17 protein-coding genes and 1 tRNA gene are annotated in these 19036 nt (G+C 70.4%); 11 read left to right on the top strand and 7 right to left on the bottom strand.

Annotation, left to right across the window (positions count from 1 at the left end):
• Positions 1-9: 9 nt before the first annotated feature.
• Positions 10-441, bottom strand: coding sequence for a hypothetical protein (locus tag ASD84_RS24395; RefSeq protein ID WP_056716972.1), 432 nt, complete (start codon positions 439-441; stop codon positions 10-12).
• Between the two features lie 125 nt (positions 442-566).
• On the opposite strand from ASD84_RS24395, the gene ASD84_RS24390 reads away from it, so the two are divergent.
• From ASD84_RS24390 to ASD84_RS24350, 9 genes are all read left to right on the top strand, one after another.
• Positions 567-1283 (top strand): response regulator transcription factor, encoded by a 717-nt coding sequence (locus ASD84_RS24390; RefSeq protein WP_200954671.1) that lies wholly within the window; start codon positions 567-569, stop codon positions 1281-1283.
• Entirely contained in the window at positions 1283-2710 is a 1428-nt protein-coding gene (locus tag ASD84_RS24385; protein ID WP_056716967.1) for a sensor histidine kinase, read from the top strand. Before ASD84_RS24390 ends, ASD84_RS24385 begins: the two co-directional genes overlap by 1 nt.
• Positions 2711-2880: 170 nt before the next feature.
• Positions 2881-4818: a hypothetical protein gene (locus tag ASD84_RS24380; RefSeq protein ID WP_156392206.1), complete on the top strand. Its 1938-nt coding sequence runs from the start codon at positions 2881-2883 to the stop codon at positions 4816-4818.
• An 87-nt stretch (positions 4819-4905) separates the two neighbouring features.
• Positions 4906-6102 carry an efflux RND transporter periplasmic adaptor subunit gene (locus tag ASD84_RS24375; RefSeq protein WP_056914086.1) on the top strand — a complete coding sequence of 399 codons (1197 nt, stop codon included), beginning with the start codon at positions 4906-4908 and terminating at the stop codon, positions 6100-6102.
• Entirely contained in the window at positions 6099-6806 is a 708-nt protein-coding gene (locus ASD84_RS24370; RefSeq protein ID WP_056716961.1) for an ABC transporter ATP-binding protein, read from the top strand. Before ASD84_RS24375 ends, ASD84_RS24370 begins: the two co-directional genes overlap by 4 nt.
• Entirely contained in the window at positions 6803-8029 is a 1227-nt protein-coding gene (locus tag ASD84_RS24365) for an ABC transporter permease (RefSeq protein ID WP_056716959.1), read from the top strand. Before ASD84_RS24370 ends, ASD84_RS24365 begins: the two co-directional genes overlap by 4 nt.
• Before the next feature lie 44 nt (positions 8030-8073).
• Positions 8074-8895 (top strand): DUF5666 domain-containing protein, encoded by an 822-nt coding sequence (locus ASD84_RS24360; RefSeq protein ID WP_056716957.1) that lies wholly within the window; start codon positions 8074-8076, stop codon positions 8893-8895.
• The gene (locus ASD84_RS24355) at positions 8895-10571 is read left to right on the top strand and encodes a biotin/lipoyl-binding protein (RefSeq protein WP_056716955.1); all 1677 of its coding nucleotides are present in this window, start codon (positions 8895-8897) and stop codon (positions 10569-10571) included. The genes ASD84_RS24360 and ASD84_RS24355 overlap by 1 nt, the downstream gene beginning before the upstream one ends.
• A 68-nt stretch (positions 10572-10639) precedes the next feature.
• On the top strand, positions 10640-11638 hold the full coding sequence (locus ASD84_RS24350; RefSeq protein WP_162251592.1) for a phosphotransferase: 999 nt from the start codon (positions 10640-10642) through the stop codon (positions 11636-11638).
• On the opposite strand, the gene ASD84_RS24345 is transcribed toward ASD84_RS24350, so the two are convergent.
• From ASD84_RS24345 to ASD84_RS24330, 4 genes are all read right to left on the bottom strand, one after another.
• A complete protein-coding gene (locus ASD84_RS24345) occupies positions 11613-11948 on the bottom strand; it encodes a YnfA family protein (RefSeq protein WP_156392203.1) in 336 nt (111 codons plus the stop codon). The genes ASD84_RS24350 and ASD84_RS24345 overlap by 26 nt on opposite strands.
• 37 nt (positions 11949-11985) lie before the next feature.
• A complete protein-coding gene (locus ASD84_RS24340) occupies positions 11986-12906 on the bottom strand; it encodes an esterase/lipase family protein (protein WP_056716950.1) in 921 nt (306 codons plus the stop codon).
• A 66-nt stretch (positions 12907-12972) separates the two neighbouring features.
• Positions 12973-13046, bottom strand: a tRNA-Ile gene (locus ASD84_RS24335).
• 37 nt (positions 13047-13083) lie between these two features.
• Entirely contained in the window at positions 13084-13830 is a 747-nt protein-coding gene (locus ASD84_RS24330) for a PIG-L deacetylase family protein (protein ID WP_056716947.1), read from the bottom strand.
• 9 nt (positions 13831-13839) lie between these two features.
• On the opposite strand from ASD84_RS24330, the gene ASD84_RS24325 reads away from it, so the two are divergent.
• Positions 13840-14967 (top strand): DNA adenine methylase, encoded by a 1128-nt coding sequence (locus ASD84_RS24325; protein WP_200954670.1) that lies wholly within the window; start codon positions 13840-13842, stop codon positions 14965-14967.
• Here ASD84_RS24325 and ASD84_RS24320 read toward each other — a convergent pair.
• Together ASD84_RS24320 and ASD84_RS24315 are read right to left on the bottom strand one after the other, a co-directional pair.
• Positions 14936-15901, bottom strand: coding sequence for a hypothetical protein (locus tag ASD84_RS24320; RefSeq protein ID WP_056716945.1), 966 nt, complete (start codon positions 15899-15901; stop codon positions 14936-14938). The two genes, ASD84_RS24325 and ASD84_RS24320, sit on opposite strands and share 32 nt — an antisense overlap.
• Positions 15902-15950: 49 nt before the next feature.
• Complete coding sequence (locus ASD84_RS24315; RefSeq protein ID WP_082574021.1) at positions 15951-17264, bottom strand: serine/threonine-protein kinase; 1314 nt, start codon at positions 17262-17264, stop codon at positions 15951-15953.
• A 116-nt stretch (positions 17265-17380) separates the two neighbouring features.
• Between ASD84_RS24315 and tyrS the strand changes: the two genes are divergently transcribed.
• Positions 17381-18652, top strand: a complete 1272-nt coding sequence (tyrS, locus tag ASD84_RS24310; protein WP_056716941.1) for a tyrosine--tRNA ligase — start codon at positions 17381-17383, stop codon at positions 18650-18652.
• Positions 18653-19036: the final 384 nt, after the last annotated feature.

The raw sequence follows: 19036 nt of genomic DNA, 5'->3' as shown, positions 1-19036 counted from the left end.
TCGGCGCGCTCAGCTTGAGGAGGTGGGGTTGTCCTGGGACGACGGTTCGCCCTCGTCCTGCTGGGGCACGGTGCCGGGCGGCAGCAGGTCGGTGTCCGGCTGCGGCATGTTCGGTCCGTCGCGACCGGGACCTCGCCGGCCCGGGAAGTCGCCCCGCTCTCCGGGCCCCTCGATCCGGTGATGGCGACCCGCTCGGTCCTGGTCGTGGTCGAACACCAGCGTGCCGAGCACGCCTGCTCCTGCGCCGAGGATGACCGAGGCGAGCGCGACGGCCAGCACTGCCCGGAACTGGAAGGCTCGGTCGCGCCAGCGCACCTTGGTGGGTGGGGCGGGATCGAGCGGCTGCGTGGGCGCTGCGGCGGCGACGGACGGCGCGGGGTCGGGCACCGGCGCGGGATCGGGTGTGGCTGCGGGCTGGTCCGGAGCGTTGTCGTTGTCCATGTGCTCACCGTGCGGCCCGATGCTGTGTGCCGACTGTGACGAATCGATGAGAGGGCGATGGGATCCTTGTGGATCGCACATCGCCTTCACAGGAAGGACACAGATTGGTGGCACAGTCTGATGTCGTGACCGAGACAGCCACCCGCCCCGACGGCACGCCGCTGCGTGCCCTGGTCGTCGATGACGAGATCAACATCGCCGAGCTGGTGGCGATGGCGCTGCGCTACGAGGGCTGGGCCGTCGAGACCGCCCACACCGGTGGCGAGGCCGTGGTGGCCGTGCGCGGACAGAGCCCCGACGTCGTCGTGCTCGACATGATGCTGCCGGACTTCGGTGGTATGGAGGTGCTGCGGCGGATCCGGGCCGATGACCCCTCGGTGCCGGTGCTGTTCCTGACGGCCAGGGACGCCGTCGAGGACCGTGTTGCCGGTCTGACCGCTGGGGGCGACGACTACGTCACCAAGCCGTTCTCGCTCGAGGAGCTCGTCGCGCGGCTGCGCGCGCTGGTCCGGCGCGCTGGCGCAGCCGTCGAGCAGGACCGCTCGACGCTGGTCGTCGGTGACCTGCTGATGGACGAGGACAGCCGTGAGGTGACCCGTGGCGGCGAGCAGATCTCGCTGACGGCCACCGAGTTCGAGCTGCTGCGCTACCTGATGCGCAATCCTCGGCGGGTGCTGAGCAAGGCGCAGATCCTCGATCGGGTCTGGAACTACGACTTCGGTGGCCAGGCCAATGTCGTCGAGCTCTACATCTCGTACCTCCGCAAGAAGATCGATGCCGGTCGCGAGCCGATGATCCACACCATGCGCGGCGCCGGGTACGTCCTGAAGCCGGCGGCCTGATGGGGTTCGGATGGCCGCGCTCGCTCAGCTCGCGGCTGGTCGTCACCGCGGTCGCTCTGGTGGCCGTCGTGTCGCTGCTGATCGGAACGGTCACCACCATCGGCATGCGGGCCTGGCAGACCGACCGGCTGGACGGCGACGTGCGCGCCGCGCTCAACCGGGTGTCGGGCTTCCGCGGCGGGGGAGGCCCTCCGGGGTTTCCGGGTGTCGAGGAGCCCGGTGGTACCCGGGTCGGGTTCGCAGAGGTCGGTCTGGTCACGGCGACGTTCTCCGATGCCGGCGACCAAGGCATCCTCGCCCGCGACTCCGGTAGGGGTGGGGTGTTGACGGCACTCGACGGCGACACGCTCGAGGTGCTCGAGGACGGCGCCGGGCGCGCGCCGCGCACCATCGACCTCCCGGGTCTCGGAAGCTATCGAGTGGCGTCGGGGCGTAACCAGCTCGGGGACAAGGTCGTGGTCGGACTCCCCACCGACGACGTCGATGAGGCCACGATGTCTCTCGTGAGGTGGGAGCTGGTGCTCGCCCTGCTCGGCATCCTCGCCGCCGCCTTCGCCGGTTCTGCCGTCGTACGACGCCAGCTGCGTCCGCTGCGCGAGGTGGCTGCCACGGCGCACGCCGTGGCGGAGCTGCCGCTCGACTCGGGCGACATCGGGGTGACCGAGCGGGTGCCCGAGCACCTGACCGACGTACGCACGGAAGCCGGTCAGGTGGGCGCAGCACTCAACCAGCTGCTCGCCCACGTCGAGTCGTCGCTCTCTGCCCGGCACCGCAGTGAGCAGCAGGTGCGGCAGTTCGTCGCGGATGCGTCGCACGAGCTGCGCACTCCGTTGACCACGATCGCCGGGTACACCGAGCTCGCCCGCCGCCGGGGAGACATGGAGACCTCGACGATGGCGCTCGGGAAGGTCGAGGAGGAGGCCGGGCGGATGACGGCGCTCGTGGAGGACCTGCTGCTCCTCGCCCGTCTCGATGCCGGCCGTCCCCTGGCGTCCGACACGGTGGACCTGACCCGTCTGCTCCTCGAGGCGGTCGATGACGCTCGGGTCGTTGCGCCCGATCACCGCTGGCAGATCGTGCTGCCCGACGACGGCGAGCCGATCGAGGTCAGCGGCGACGAGCGCCGACTGCACCAGGTGGTGACGAACCTGCTCACGAATGCCCGCAAGTACACGCCGGCCGGAACGACCGTCACCGTGACGGCGCGAGCAAACGGGTTCGACGTCCACGACGACGGTCCGGGCTTCCCCCCGGACCTCGTGGCCACGGCGTTCGAGCGCTTCACCCGCGGTGACGCCTCGCGGCACCGCTCCGACGGGATCGGACTCGGTCTGGCGCTCGTCCAGGCGATCGTCGCGGCCCACGGGGGCGCCGTCACCCTGGCCACAGAGCCGGGGGACACCCGAGTGTCCGTACGCCTCGGCTGACGATCAGGGGACGACTCGAAGGGCTGTCGGTTACGGATCGGCCGACCATCGGAAGCGATGGAACGTGTTTCTGTGATCCCCGCCACATGGGCGGTCCGGATGCGTCAAGGTGTCGTCGTCAGAGCCATGCCCCCCAGGCTCTCGGGGCCTCCTGCTCCCAGGAGACAAACATGTCGAAACACCGCCGTCGTCGATTCACACCTCCGCTCCTTCCCGCCAGGCGACTCGGCGCCGTTGCCATGGCAGCAGCCCTCGTCGCTGCGTGTGCCGCTTCCATCCCGGCTCAGGCCCAGACCACCGTGACGCCGAATGAGGCCGGTCCCATCCCTCTCGTGCGTGACAGCGCGGTGACGATCAAGGTCGACGTCAGTGCGATGCACTACTCGCGTGGAACGGCCACGGCCAACTACACACAGGCCTCAGCAGCGACCGTCGCCGGCAGCGGGTGCAAGGGCGACAACCCGGCAGGCGTCGACCTGTCCCCGCGAACGATCGTGACGGTCAAGAACCCGAACAACGCGGTCGTGCTGACGACCACTTCACCGGTTCGTGATCTGTCGTTCGCCGGGCTCTTCGGCAATCCACAGAGCCCGCCGCTCAGCCCGCAGCCGGCGCCGTCCGACACCAACTATCGGGGCGACTTCTCCGGCAGCGGTGCGTCCCACGGGTTCTCGGCGCAGCTGAACCTCGCCGGACAGCCGGCCGGCACGTACACGGTCACCACCACCGACATCAACACCTATCGGACCAAGCCCCTGTTCGGAGCGGCCACTCCCTGCATCGTCGGCACGCCGGTCGCCAGCGGCACCGGCTTTGGAAACACGGCGGTCGCCGGTCCGAAGGTCACCACGACCACCTTCGAGTACCGCCCCTGGGCGGCGACCTTCAAGGACGTCTTCGGCAAGGGGAGCGTCAGCGCGAACATCGTGCCGGCCGAGTTCAAGTTCACCCTGGACGGCACGACGTCGCCCATCTTCACCGGTCCTCCGGCTCCGGGCACCGGTGGCGCGACCCAGTTCTACGCACTCCCCGGCGGCTTCGCACTGCCGTCGGACCCGGCGGCCTGCGTCGCCGACCCGGCGAGCTGCCTTCCGGCCTCGGCTGTGCAGTGCGTACCGTCAAACGGCTGCACGCCGCGCGCGATGCTCATCAACCGGCCGGCCAACGTGGTCGGGGCTACCGGGCTGGTCGGTGTGTTCGACCTGAGCACGAAGGCGTTCGTGGCCCACGCCACGATCGGCGGCAAGAAGCGGGTCCTGATGTCGCTCGGTACGGCGAACGACGCCTACTACGCCAGCGTGCTCAACCAGCTGGCTACAGGTGCGGCCGCCAAGGGCATCGACCTGCCGACGATCCTGGCGACCCAGGTGAACGTGACCACCGGCGGCCAGCGGACCTCGCTCAGCCTCCTCAACGGTCTCCAGATCGATCCGTCCACCGCTGCGGGCGGCGTCCAGATCGCTTCCAACGCCTCGGTCCAGGCCGGCATCGTCCTCAACATCTACAGCTCGTTGCGGCTCGACGGTGGTGTCTGCCTCACCCAGAGCGCCAGCTCGAGCACCGCGCCGGCCCGGTTCACCCGGAGCGCACCGGACGGCTACACCGTGACGAAGTCGGACCTGTTGCCTGCTGTTCCTTCGGTGGGCCCGCTCGGCGCCCTCGTCGGCGGTCCGATCTACCACATCACGGGCAAGGCCGGGACGGGTGTCCTGGTCAACACCTCGGCCGCCATCATCGGTGTGGACACCGCCGCCAACGAGCCGAACGGCTACCCCGTCTGGGTGTCGCCGTTCCTCAGCGGAGTGCACACCGTCGAGCCCAAGACCTTCGACTTCCTCGGGACGGGAACCTGGTCGGCGAGCGAGAAGCCCGTTGTCAATGGGTGCCTCGTGATCGACTTCCTGCTCGGCGCCGGAGTCATGGTCTACAACAACCCGCTGCCGGTGGGTCTCGGGACGATCTTCGACCCGCTGACCACGCCTTCCCCGGCCGCCGAGCAGCTGACCGATGCGGTCAACTCGGCGATCACCGACGCCGTCCTTCCGGTGGCGTCCAACCCGGCGGTCGACTCGCTCCTCGGACAGCTGACGGGGTTGTTGAACCCCTGAGCACCCGAATGAGCTGAACGCGGGCCCACAGGACCCTCACAGCGCGGACAGAACGACATCACAGTCCGCGCTGTGAGGGTCGGGCTCGTGACCCGACTGCTCCAGCGCGTGCGCCCACCGTGGCGCCGCCCGCGCCGACTCGTGTTCGTCCTCACCGCTCTCGTCGCGCTCTCGGGCGCGGCGGGAGCGTGGCTGCTCCTGCGTGACGACGCCCCCGCGGCGGCTGCCTCGACCACGGCGACCGTCGCGACCCAGACGCTGAAGGAGACGGTGACCGCCAGCGGCACGGTGGCGGCAGAGACCACCGCAGACCTGTCGTTCCCGGTCAACGGCACCGTCACCGACGTCTTCGTGGAGCCCGGCGACACGGTCCGCAACGGCCAGAAGCTCGCGGCCATCGACGACACGGTCCTGCAGGCCGAGCTCGCTGCCGCTGAGAGCGCCCTCGACGCCGCACAGGCAGCCCAGTCCGAGCACCTCTCCGACGGTTCCTCCGACGAGCAGACCGCCGCTGACGAGGCGGCCGTGGCGGCGGCCGAGTCGAGCCTCGCTCAGGCCAGGGAAGCGGTGTCCGACGCGGTCCTCCGGTCGACCACGGCAGGCACCGTCACCGCCGTCGGCCTCGAGGTCGACGACACGGTCGGGAGCGCAGGCGGAGCAGGTGGCAGCACCGACACCACCGACCCGGCCACCGGCACCATCACCGTGGTCTCCACAGGGCGCTTCGTGGTCGAGGCGTCGGTGGCGAGCGGCGACCTCGAAAGGGTGACGGACGGACTCCAGGCCGAGGTCAGCGTCAGCGGTGTCGACGGGACCGTCTACGGCACCGTCGAGGAGGTTGGACTCGTCGCCGAGACCGACTCGAACGGCGCCGCTGTGTTCCCGGTGACGATCGCGATCACCGACGAGCGTGACGACCTGTTCGCCGGTACGTCGGCGGACCTGTCGATCATCGTCAGCCAGCGAGCGGACGTGCTGACCGTGGACAGCCGCGCCGTGCAGAACGACGGCGACAAGACGTACGTCGAGAAGGTCACCGACGCGGCCACGGGTGAGTCCACCCGCACCGAGATCGAGATCGGCGAGATCAGCGGGATGGCCACCGAGGTGGTGTCCGGGTTGGTCGCGGGCGACGTGGTCGTGGTGCCCGGGTTCTCCGGTCCGGGCGGTGGTGGCGGCGACCAGGAGATGCAGGAGCTGCAGGAGCAGATGCGCGAACGGTTCGAGCAGGGTGGCCAGATGCCTCCGGGCGGCTTCATCCAGGGTCCCGGCGGCGGCCAGTGAGCGCCCTCATCGAGCTCGACGGGGTGCGCAAGACCTACCGTTCCGGGTCGGTCGAGTTCGAGGCGCTGCGCGGGATCGACATCACCGTCGAGACGGGGGAGTACGTCGCCGTGATCGGCCCGTCCGGCTCCGGCAAGTCGACCCTGATGAACCTGCTCGGCTGTCTCGACGTGCCGACGGAGGGCCGTTACGTGCTCGCCGGCGACGACACGTCCGAGCTCGACGAGGCGGCATTGGCGGCGATCCGCAACCGGCGGATCGGCTTCGTGTTCCAGCAGTTCCACCTGCTCGCGTCGATGCCGGCCTGGCGCAACGTCGAGCTCCCGCTCATCTACGCCGGCGTGCCTCGCGCCCAACGCCGCGAACGCGCCGAGGCCGCGCTCGCGCGGGTCGGCCTGGCCGACCGGCTGGCCAACCGGCCCGGCGAGCTGTCGGGTGGCCAGCAGCAACGGGTCGCTGTCGCACGTGCCCTGGTGACCGAGCCGGACCTGCTGCTCGCCGACGAGCCGACGGGCAACCTGGATTCCGCGTCCAGCCGCGACGTGCTCGGGCTGTTCGACGAGCTCCATGACGCGGGTCGCACGATCGTGCTGATCACCCACGAGCCCGATGTCGCCGCCCGCGCCGGTCGCAACCTGGTCATCGACGACGGACTGATCACCAGCGACCGACTCCGGTCGGCCGCCCCTGCAGGTGCGCGATGAGCTGGTGGGAAACGGTTCGGTCCGGGCTGTCCGCGATCCGTGCGCACCGGCTGCGCTCCGCCCTGACCGTCCTCGGCATCGTCATCGGCATCTCCTCGGTGATCCTCACCGTCGGCCTCGGCCAGGGTGCCCAACGCGAGGTCGAGGAGCAGATCGATGCCCTCGGCTCGAACCTGCTCATCGTGTCCCCGGGCAGCAGCACCAGCAGCTCGGGCATGCGGGGCGGCTTCGGCTCGGCCTCGACCCTCACCTTCGCGGACGCCAGGGCGATCGCCGACCCCGACGTCGTTCCCGATGCGGCCGCCGTTGCGCCGGCGAGCACGAGCTCGGTGGCGCTGGTCAACGGTGACACCAACTGGACGACGTCCCTGGTCGGTACGTCGACCGCGTGGCCCCGGGTACGCAGCAGGGAGCTCTCGGCGGGCCGGTTCTTCACGGGTGCCGAAGCCGAGCAGGGCGCAGCAGTCGTCGTGCTCGGGCCCGACACGGCGTCCGAGCTGTTCGGGAGGCGGAGCCCGGTGGGGCAGCAGGTGAGCGTCAACGGGACCCGGCTGACCGTGATCGGAGTGCTCACCTCGTCCGGGGCGTCAGCGAGCGGGTCCAGCGAGGACGACCTCGCGGTCACACCGGCCGCGACCTCCAGCCGGCTGACGGGCAGTACGGCCGACACGGTCTCGACGATCTACGTGGAGGCCACCAGTGAGGACATGCTGTCGGCCGCCTACCAGGAAGTGCAGGCGCTGCTGGTCAACCGGCACGGCGTGACGACCAGTGAGGCGGACTTCTCGATCGCGACCCAGGCGTCGCTCGTGGAGACCGCGAACGAGACCAACCGGACCTTCACGGTGCTGCTCGGCGGCGTGGCCGGCATCTCACTGCTCGTCGGCGGCATCGGCGTCATGAACATCATGCTGGTCTCCGTGACCGAACGCGTCCGCGAGATCGGGCTGCGCAAGGCGCTCGGTGCGGCACCGGGAGTGATCCGGCGCCAGTTCCTCGTCGAGGCGTCGCTGCTCGGACTCACCGGCGGTGTCGTGGGCGTCCTCATCGGTGTCGTCGGTGCGCAGGTGCTGCCGCGATTCATCGACCAGGCCGTGGCCATCTCGGCAGTCGCGACGGTCGCGGCGCTCGCCACCGCACTGGCCCTGGGCATCGGCTTCGGCGTCTACCCGGCGACACGGGCTGCCCGACTCACCCCCATCGACGCGCTCCGCAGCGAGTGATTCCCATGGCTGATTCCCGAGACCCGCAGAAGAAAGCGACTCCCATGTCACTGAACCTCCTTGTCCTCCCGTTGCGACCGATCGGTGCTCTGGCCACGGGCGTCGCCCTGGCCGGACTTCTGGTCGGCTGCGGCAGCGATGACGCCGCGAACGATCCGGCGACTGCCGCGAGCTCCAACGGTGCCGTCGGCGCGCCCGCGGGGGCACCCGGTCGGATGCCGGGAACGTTCGGCGAGATCGCGGCCGTCGACGGCGACACCCTCCAGGTCCGCAGCCAGATGGCCGGGCAGGTCGCCGTGACGGTCACGGACGCCACGACGGTGACCGACCAGGCCGTCGGCACGCTGGCCGATGTCAGGACCGGTGCGTGTGTCGTCGTACGAAGTGCAGGGACGGGGGACGGCTCCACGACCGAGAGCGCTCCGCCGACCGAGGTCGATGCCGCGTCGGTGTCCCTCGTGGCCGCTGGAGACGACGGCTGCGACGTCGTCGGCATGTTCGGCGGGGGACCGGGCGGAGGCGAGCGACCGTCCGGCATGCCGACGGACCTGCCCAGCGATCTTCCGACGGACCTGCCCACCGACCGCCCCTCGGGGATGCCCGACGGTGGCCGGATGGGTGGGTTCGGAGCCAACGGCGAGGTCACCGCCGTGACCGCCACAGGCTTCGTCGTGAAGGGGACCGACGGGGAAGTGACCGTGACCGTCGGTGGCGAGACCACCTACACGAAGCAGGTCGCCTCGGATGCGACCGCGTTGACGGTCGGCCGTTGCGTACGTGTGGACGGCGATGCCGACGATGCCGGCGCGGTGACCGCCGAGACGATCCAGGTCAGTGACGCGGTGAACGACCAGTGCGGGCGTTGATGCGGACCCGCCGCGTTGCGCTGCCCCTGGCTGCCCTCGCGCTGGCGGCCACCGGCATTGCGGCGTACGGCGCCGTGGCCGACGAGGCAGCGCAGTACCGCACTGTTGCGGCCACCGTCGGCGACGTCGACCAGGTGCTCGACCTGACCGGGGTGGTCGAGTCGAGTGGCCGCTCCGATCTGGCCTTCGGCACCAGCGGAATCGTCGCGAAGGTGCCCGTCGAGCAGGGGGACCCGGTGGCCAGGGGCGACGTGATCGCGGTGCTGGACCGCGCGACGCTTCGGGCTGCCCTCGATCGGGCGAAGTCCGACCTCGCAACGGCGAAGGCGCAGCTCGCGGATGATCGCGACGCCCAGACCAGCGCGGTGTCCACCGCCACCGCGTCCACGACCGACCCGGATCCGCGCGCGGCGACGACCCCTGAGCCATCGGCTGGAGCCACGCGCGGCAGCGGCTCGACTGAACCCGCGAACACGGCTCTCCTGGCCCAGCTGGCAGAGCAGCAGGACGCGGTGATCGCGGCCCAAGCAGCGGCCAGCGCCGCACTGGCCGCTGGCGCGGAGGCGCTCACGACCCAGCAGCAGGTGTGTGCGGTGCCCGAAACGCCTGCCGAGCCGACCGAGGACGCGACGGAGGGTGAGAGCGACACAGACCCGGAGGGCTTCGAACCGTCCAGCGAAGTCAGCGACGAGTGCCAGGCGGCCCTGGCTGCGGTGCAATCGGCACAGGCAGCGACCGCGACCGCCCAGACGAGTCTCCAGGGCGCCCTCGAGTCGCTCGGCGACACGCTGACGAAGGCGCTGGCCGAGGTGGAGACGGAGGTCCCGGCTGCCCCGGACACCGACACCGGCGCCTCTGCCCCCAGCACAGGAGACAACGGCTCGAGCGGATCGGACAGTGGCAGTGCCGCTCCGACCGCGAGTCCCGCCGGGCGCACGGTGACCGCCGCGACGCTCGCCCAGGACCAGGCCAGCATCGACCGTTCGGCAGCCGAGCTGGCCTCGGCGCGCGCCAGTCTTCGGGCAGCTGTGGTGCGGGCACCTGCTGCCGGAAAGGTCGTGTCCCTCGCTGTGGCCCCGGGCGACGCAGTCGCCAGTGGCGACACGGTCGCGATCGTCGTCGCGCCCGGCCTGACGACCGTGTCGCTCGACGTCACGGCCACGCAGGCGGCTCAGTTGACCGCGGGCACCGGGGTCGAGGTGACGGCGGCCGGAGCGAGCGAGGCGCTCGAGGGATCGATCACCAGGGTCGACAACGTCCCGGCCACCAGCACGACGTCGGGAGAGGATCCGTCGTACGCGGTCGAGGTGACTCTCGACGAACGCGGCCTGTCCCTGCCCGACGGCCTCCCGGCCTCCGTGGCCGTGGTCGTCGGCAGCGCCGAGCACGTCGTCACCGTGCCGGCGTCGGCGGTGGTCGACGGTGCCGTGACCGTCGTGGAGGCCGGGGTGGCCCAACGGACGCGGGTCACCACGGGGATCGTCGGCAACACCGAGGTCGAGATCATCGACGGGCTCGACGCCGGCGCGGAGGTGGTGCTGGCGGACCTCGGCGCCGAGCTCCCCTCGGCCGACACCGACGACCAGGGCGGCGACCGCATCGAGTTCGGCGGGGGTGGACCGGGTGGCAGCTTCCCCGGCGGCGCCCCGCCCGGGGGAGTGATGCCCGGCCGCTGAGTGCGACCGGCGTGTCCCACGACCGCAAACCGGTGGCGTCCGGCCGCGGCGTGGGTCACGCTGCGCTGGTGAGCACGTGGACCAGCGCCGTGTGGGGAACCGGGGAGTTCCTCGCCGACCTGTGCTCCTTCGTCCGCGGTGCGGTCGGCGAACCTGACCGCATCGAGCGCCTGGCCGACCGGCCGTGGTCGGCGGTGTGGCGGGTCACCGTCGGTACGACGACGGCGTACGCCAAGCAGAACTGTCCCGGCCAGGCCCACGAGGCCCAGGTCGTCCGTGGCCTTGCCGAGGTTGGCCCCGAGTACGTCGTCCCGGTGCTCGCCGCCGATCCCGAGCGCGACCTGTTGCTCACTGCTGACGTGGGCCCCACCGTGCGTGAGCAGGGACGCACAGCCGACGTCGACCTGTGGTGCCGCATGGTGGCGGACGCGGCTGCCCTGCAGCGGCGCGCCACGGCGACGGCCGGTGGTTGGGGGCTCACGGTCCTCTCGCCGGCGGATGCCACGACCTACGTGGCCAACGCGGTGGGTCGCCTGGCCGCGTTGGAGAGCGGGGATCCCCGGCGCCTCGAACCGGACGTCGCGGCTCGGCTCCAGGACCTGTTGCCCACGGTCGAGGTCTGGGCTGACCTGGTCGAGGAGGTCGACCTGCCGTCCACCCTGGTCCACAACGACCTGCATCCGTCCAACGTGGTCCTCGCCGACGGACGCCTGCGGTTCTTCGACTTCGGTGACGCGGTGCTGGGGGAGCCGCTCGGCAACCTGCTGGTGCCGCTGGATGCTGCGCGCCACGAGCTCGGCGCTGGCCCCGACGACGCCCGGTTGTGGCGCATCGCTGATGCAGCGATCGAGGTGTGGAGCGACGTCGTACCGGCTGCCACCCTGCGAGCTGTCCTGCCTTCGGCGCTCCAGCTGGCACGCCTGGCGCGGGTCGAGTCCTGGCGTCGGTGCGTGGCGACGATGACCGCCGACCAGCGCAAGGTCTGGGGCGCTGCCCCGGCCGACTGGCTCGGGTCGCTGCTGGATCCCTCGCCCGTCGGCGCTACGCCCCGCGCGGTGCGTACATGATCACCGCGACACCGACCAGGCAGATCAGTGCGCCGGTGACGTCGTACCTGTCGGGGCGGAAGCCGTCCATGGCCATGCCCCACGCGAGTGAGCCGGCCACGAACACCCCGCCGTAGGCGGCGAGGATCCGACCGAAGTGGGCGTCCGGCTGGAGGGTCGCGACGAACCCGTAGAGGCCGAGGGCGATGACGCCGGCGCCGATCCAGATCCAACCCATGTGCTCGCGCACGCCCTGCCACACGAGCCACGCGCCGCCGATCTCGGCCAGCGCGGCCGCGACGAACAGGGCCAACGAGCGCAGGGTGTCCACGCGGGCCATGGTTCCAGACCCGAGTGCCGTTCCGGACTCAGGCGAGCGGGCCGGTGAAGGGCAGGACGAGGGTGCAGGGGATCGGACGCGGGTGCGCCGGGTCGAGGGCGTTGAGGACGTACGCCGCCGCGACCGGGTCGGCGGCGATCTCGAAGTGCTCGGAGAGGTCGATCCCGCACTTGTCCTGGACGACGATGTTGGTCATCCCTGCCTCGCGACCGCTGGTGTAGGGAACCACCAGCTCGTCATGGTTGGTCATGATGTTGGTGTACTTCACGCCCGGCACGGCGACGCCACCTTCGCGCATCCTGGCCATGAACGCCGAGCCGGTCGCGAACTGCGCACACGCGCCACAGACCGGGAATCCGCCTTCGGGAACGCCGAACACGGTGGAGAGCAAGGGCAGGACGGAGGCGAGCGCGGTGCCGTGCCACACGGGCGCGAGCGAGACGTACGCATTGATGTACCGCGCGCCGCCCAGGAACTTCGCGTAGTAGTTGGGCATCAGGGTTCCCTGGGAGTGGCCGACCAGGTCGACCTTCGCGGCGCCGGTCGCGGTCCGCACCTTGGTGACGAACGACGCCAGCTGCGCGGCCGACGCCTCCATCGGGCCGAGCCCTCCGAAGATCGGCGGCAGGCTCGCCGGTGCGCCGTAGGTGAACGAGTAGACGCAGTAGCCCTCATTGGCCAGCAGGGGCCCGTAGGTCTGCCAGTTCGTGCTGCCGTTGCCGAGGGTCCCGTGGACGAGCACGACGGGCAGCGGGTGCGTCGCGGTCGGCTTGCAGGACCAGTTGTTCGCACCGGGCGCGGTGCCGGTGAGCTCGCCACCCCCGCTGACCGCGCTGAGGAGGAAGTTGTACGAGACGGGCAGCTTCGTGTCTGCCTGCGTCGGCGACGCGATCAGCAGCGTGCTGACGGACGCACACAGGGACAGCAGGATGGTGGCGGTACGACGCACAGCAGCGCTCCATGGGAGTGAGGGAGCGTTCAGGATCTCACGGAAGTGGAACAGGTTCTAGCACGGTGGGGCGGGTGGGGCTCGAACCCACGACCCAAGGATTATGAGTCCTCTGCTCTGACCGACTGAGCTACCGCCCCAAGGTACGGCGGCATCACCCTAGTGCGGGCGAACCGATCATTCGCCCCAACCCAGGGGGAACACCTCGAAGGGCGCGGCGAACGCCACACCCAGGCGCGAACCCGTGGCGCGCGCCATGCCTTCGAGGAACTCCCTCGGATCCCAGTTCTCCCACCCGAGGCCGTCGATGTACGCCGCGTGGGCCTTGAGCGACTCGACACCGGCGTCGAAGGTCGTCGTCGTGTCGACAGCGTGCGTCGACTCCGGGGAGCCGAAGGCCCACACCTCTCGTACGCCGCCCCACGGCTCGAGGCCGTCGGTCAGCTGCTCGGCGAAGATCCACCGGTTGCCGGCGTCACGCGCCGCATCCAGGACCGCCCGCCCGACGGCGATGTGGTCGGCCTGGTTGAGGTTGCGCCCGCCCCAGGTGGGATGGAAGTTGCCGGTGATCACGATGTCCGGCCGATGCCGTCGTACGACGCCCGCGAGATCACGACGGAGCGCGACGCCGTACTCGAGGACTCCGTCGGGTTGGCGCAGGAAGTCGACGACATCGACGCCCACGATCTCCGCGGAGGTCACCTGCTCGGCCTCGCGCACCGTGCGGCACTCGTCCGGGTGGAGACCGTCGATGCCGGCCTCGCCGCTGGTCACCATGCAGTAGGTCACCGTCTTGCCCTGGCCGGTCCAGCGTGCGACCGCGGCTGCGGCCCCGAACTCCATGTCATCGGGGTGGGCGACGATGCACAACGCGTGGTGCCAGTCCTCGCTGAGGGGCGCGAGCGGCACAGGGGTCTCAGCCATGGATCGAGCATGCCACGCAACCGCCCCGCCCGGCGCCTGCGGGACCAGCGGGTCCTCGCGGCCTACGCTGCGGCTGTGATCAAGTACCTCGGCTCGAAGCGCACGTTGGTGCCGACGCTGGGGGACATGGCGGTGGCGACGGAGGCCCGCACCGCGGTGGACCTGTTCACCGGGACCACCCGGGTGGCCCAGGAGTTCAAGCGGCGGGGGATCGAGGTGACCGCGGCCGACGTGGCGTCGTACTCCGAGGTGCTGAGCGACTGCTACATCGCCGCGGACGCGGACCTCGTCGACCACGACCTGCTGGACGCCGAGCTCGCGCGGCTCAGTGACCTGCCCGGCACGCACGGTTACTTCACGGAGACCTTCTGCGAGCAGGCCCGTTTCTTCCAGCCCAAGAACGGCGTGCGGATCGACGCCGTGCGCCAGGTGATCGAGCGCGATCACCCGCCCGGCAGCCCCTTGCGTCCGATCCTGCTGACCAGCCTGATGTTGGCCGCTGATCGCGTCGACTCCACCACCGGCGTCCAGATGGCCTACCTCAAGCAGTGGGCGCCCCGGTCCCACGCCGAGCTGGAGCTACGCCGCCCCGACCTGCTCCCCGGTCCCGGCCGCACCCTCACCGGCGACGTCATGGACACCGTCGAGGCGATCGGTCCCGTGGACCTCGCGTACGTCGACCCGCCGTACAACCAGCACCGCTACTTCGCGAACTACCACATCTGGGAGACCCTGGTCCGCTGGGACGAACCCGAGCACTACGGCATCGCCTGCAAGCGCGTCGACACCCGCGAGCGCAGCAGCGTCTTCAACAGCAAGCGCTCGATGCCGACGGCGCTGGCCGATGTCCTGGGCCGGCTCCGGGCCGAGGTGGTCGTCGTGTCCTACAACGACGAGTCCTGGATCACGCCTGAGGAGATGACCACGTCGTTGCGCGCCGCCGGCCACGCCGAGGTGGCGTTGCTGGCCTTCGACCGCAAGCGGTACGTCGGCGCGCAGATCGGGATCCACAACCGCTCCGGTGAGCGGGTCGGTGCCGTCGGTCGGCTCCGCAACGTGGAGTACCTGTTCGTCGCCGGTTCGGCGGACAAGGTGGCCGCGGCCGTCAGCGCAGGCGACCCGACGCGCCGGCAATGAGCAGCCGCTCGCCCTGCCGGACCAGGCGCAGGGTGACGTCCTCGGTGCGCCGCGACCCGTTGAAGCGGTAGCGGTAGGTGTAGGTGACCGACATCGTGTCGGGGTCGCCGTCCACCTCGAGGATCTCGGGGTCCTCGATCGCGCCCCACACCTCGCGGTAGCGCGGGCTGGCCTGTTGGTAGGTCCCGGTGAGCAGCGCGAACCCGCGGTCGGGGTCGCTGCTCGCCGTGGCGACGTAGGTCCGTGCGAAGTCCTCGAGCTCAGCTGCCGGGACGGGCTCGGCGGACGCGGTCGCCGTCGGCTCGTCGGTGACGGAGTCGTCCGCGCCGGAAGGCGAGGTGTTCGCGGTCGGTTGCCGGACACGCTCGTCGTCCGCACCGAAGAGAAGCGCGGCGCCGATCGCTGCGAGACCGATGATGAGCGCCGCGCCGATCAGGAGCATCGCGCCCCCGGAGATCCGGCGCTGCGGGGGCGCAGGGTCGGCGACCCGGGCCCGGAGGTAGTCAGCGACGTCCGCCATGGTCGGCCGGTCACGGGGATCGGTGTGCAGGGCCAGCTCGATGAGAGGAGCCAGCCAGCTGACGTGGCGCGGGTCTGCGTCGTCGATCGAGGGCGGTCGGCCGGTGGTCACGTGGAGCAGGACAGCAGCGAACGACCACACGTCGCCGGCCGCCGGATGGGGGCGGAGGCCCCAGGTCGGGTCCGGTGGAGCGAATTCCGGATCGGCAGGCACGTCGCCCGGATCGGCAATGGTGGCGTGTCCCAGGGCGTCGACGTGGATGGCCGTCGGTGAGATGGCGCCATGCACGCGAGCGCCGGCGTGGAGCGCCCTGAGCGACTCCGCGACGGGCAGCAGGAGGTGCGCGGCGTCGTCCGCGGAGAGCACGCCGCGTGTGCGCACGCGATCGGCCAACCGGGCGTCGTACTCGCTCACCTGCCGGAGGCTACCCACATTCGCGGTTCTTGCGGAGGGTTCGCCACACCTATCCCGCTCGGGCGCCGGCGATCAGGAGCTCGCCGCCCTGTTCCTCGAGCTGGAGGGTCACCTCTTCGGTGCGCTTGCCCTGGCCCGGGAACTGATAGCTGTAGGTGTACGTCACGGTCATCGCCGCCGGGTCGGCCGCGATCTCGGTGATGGTGGGCGAGTGGAGGGGGCCCCAGAACTCGGCATAGCCGGGGCTCTCGGCCTGGTACGCCGGGGTGAGCATCCGGAATCCGGCTTCCGGGTCCTGGTCAGCCGTCCGTACGTAGGTCTCGGCGAAGTCCTCGAGCTCGCGGGCCGTCCGGCCCGCGACCGGCGAACCGGTGGTGGCTCCGTTGGCCGCGTTCTGGCCCGGATCGCCGCCGCCCTGGCCGATCAGCAGGAGAGCGGCGACGAGCGTCGCCACCACGAACGCGGCTGTCAACACGGTGGCCGCCACCCGGCGGCGCCCGGACGGCGCCGCGATGGCCATCGGGAGCGCCGCCGGGAGCGCCGCGGTGTCCGTCGCTGCGGAGTCGGCGCGACGCAGGTGGTCACGGACCTCCGCCATCGAGGGGCGCGCGGCCGGGTCGGCGGTCATCGTCATCGCGATCAGGGGGCCGAGCCAGCCCGCCTCGGCCGGCCGGGGCGGTTCGCCGTGGACGATGCGGTAGATCACCGCGAGCGGGCCGTTCTCCGCGTTGTCGAGGTGGTACGGCGGCCGCCCGGTCAGGACGTGGACGAGGGTCGCTCCGAAGGCCCACACGTCACTGGCGGGGCTTGCCTGGATGCCGGTTGCGACCTCGGGGGCGAGGTACGCCGGCGACCCGGTCACCAGGCCGGTCTGGGTCAGCGTCGCGTCCTGCTCGCCGCGGGCGATGCCGAAGTCCGAGAGCTTCGCGCTGCCGTCGCCTCCCACCAGGATGTTCGAGGGCTTGACGTCGCGATGGACGACTCCTTGTTCGTGCGCTGCCACCAGCGCGTCCGCGACCGGCTCCAGCAGGCGCGCCGCCGCGTCGGGCGTCAACGGGCCGCGCTCCTTGATCGCGGTCGACAGGGACGGACCGTCGACGTACTCCATCACCAGCCAGAGCGCGTCCTCGGTCTGCACCAGGTCGAACACCGCCACGACGTGGGGGTGGTTGATCCGTGCCGCGAGCCGCCCCTCGCGTGCTGCACGGGCCGGGTCGTCGGTGTGGCCGGGCAGCAGCCGGATCCGCTTCACCGCGACCTGGCGTCCGAGGAGCTCGTCGCGACCGAGCCAGACCGCGCCATTTGCTCCCCGACCGACCTCGCGGTCGAGTGTGTAGCGCCCGTCCACCTGTGTCCCGCCCATGATGTCTGCAAGGTACCCATTGCCTGTGCGCCGAACCCTGTCGGCGCCACGCTGCCGGATGGGGCAGGCTTGGCTCCAGCACCTGATCGAATTTGCTCCGACCCGAAAGGACCGACGTGTCCGTCGACCCCACCCTCCTTGATGATCTCGCGTGGCGCGGCCTGCTGGCCGAGTCCACCGACCGCGACGCGCTTCGCGCGGCGCTTGCGGAGGGCAGCGTCCGGTACTACGTCGGCTTCGACCCCACGGCGCCGAGCCTGCACATGGGCAACCTGGTGCAGATCGTGACCGCCATGCGCCTCCAGCGCGCGGGGCACACGCCGTTCGCCCTGGTCGGAGGCGCGACCGGGATGATCGGAGATCCGCGGGACTCGGGGGAGCGGACCCTCAACTCGCTCGACACGGTCCAGGACTGGACGGCACGGGTCCGCAGCCAGATCGAGCCGTTCCTCTCCTTCGAGGGCGACAACGCGGCGACGATGGTGAACAACCACGACTGGACAGCCGGCCTCTCGGTGATCGACTTCCTCCGCGACATCGGCAAGCACTTCCCGGTGAACCGGATGCTGGGGCGCGAGACGGTGAAGCGCCGGCTCGAGTCAGGGATCAGCTACACCGAGTTCTCCTACGTGCTGCTGCAGTCGATGGACTTCCTGACCCTGTTCCGCGACCACGGCGTCACGCTCCAGTTCGGGGGGTCCGACCAGTGGGGCAACCTCACCGGCGGCGTCGAGCTCATCCGGCGAGCCGACGGTGGTCACGCCCATGCGTTCGCGACCCCGTTGATCACCAAGGCCGACGGCACGAAGTACGGCAAGACCGAGGGCGGAGCGCTCTGGCTGGATCCCAAGCTGATGGCGCCCTACGCCTTCCACCAGTTCTGGCTCAACGTCGAGGACGAGAAGGTCATCGAGCTGATCAAGACCTTCACCTTCGTGTCCCGCGAGGAGATCGAGGCGTTGGAGGCGCGGCATGCGGAGAAGCCGTTCCTGCGTGAGGCACAGAAGCTGCTTGCCGACGAGGTCACCACGCTGGTCCACGGCTCGGTCGAGACCGAGCAGGCCAAGACGGCAGCCGCCGCTCTCTTCGGAGGGGGCGACATCACGGCGCTGTCCGCGGTGACGCTGGGCGCCGCACTGGGGGAGGCCGGCGCCGTCGAGGTGGACGGCGCCGCGGGGATCCCCGACGTGGTCGAGCTGCTGACCCTCACTGGACTCGCCGCGTCGAAGGGTGAAGCGCGCCGGACGGTTGCCGAGGGCGGCGCGTACCTCAACAACGTCCGCGTCGACGACCCCGGTTTCACGCCGACCACGAGCGACCTGATCGGGTCCTCCTGGCTGGTTCTCAGGCGTGGAAAGAAGCGTTTCGCAGGCGTACGCGTGCGCTGAGAGACGCCTCCAGAGGCAGTGTGGCCCGGGTCACGCCCCCCGGATTTGTGCTCTCCGGGGGAGTGTCGTAATGTTCTGCATGTCGCCGGGTGCGGCGGGAAGCAAGGAGCCGATCGGCTCCGGGCTACCGGCCCCAGCGAACACCATCTCGATCGCAGTCAGATCGGATGCCAGTCCGAAAAGCAGGCCTTGTGGGCCTGGTACAGACCGGGATCCGGATTGTGATTAGATAAACCATCAGCGCGAAGACGAACCGGCAACGGGGAACTTCGGAGTGTTTGATGTTTGAGAACTCAACAGTGTGTCATGCATATAGATTGTTGTGACTGTTTTGGCATCAGCTGCCTTTGGGTGGTTGGTGTGTGGTTTCGGCAATATGATTGA

Origin of the sequence: Nocardioides sp. Root682, from assembly GCF_001427795.1 — a bacterium.
Taxonomy (GTDB): Bacteria; Actinomycetota; Actinomycetes; order Propionibacteriales; family Nocardioidaceae; genus Nocardioides.
Note: the sequence above shows the minus strand (reverse complement) of the source record. Positions and strands in the feature narration are given on the sequence as shown.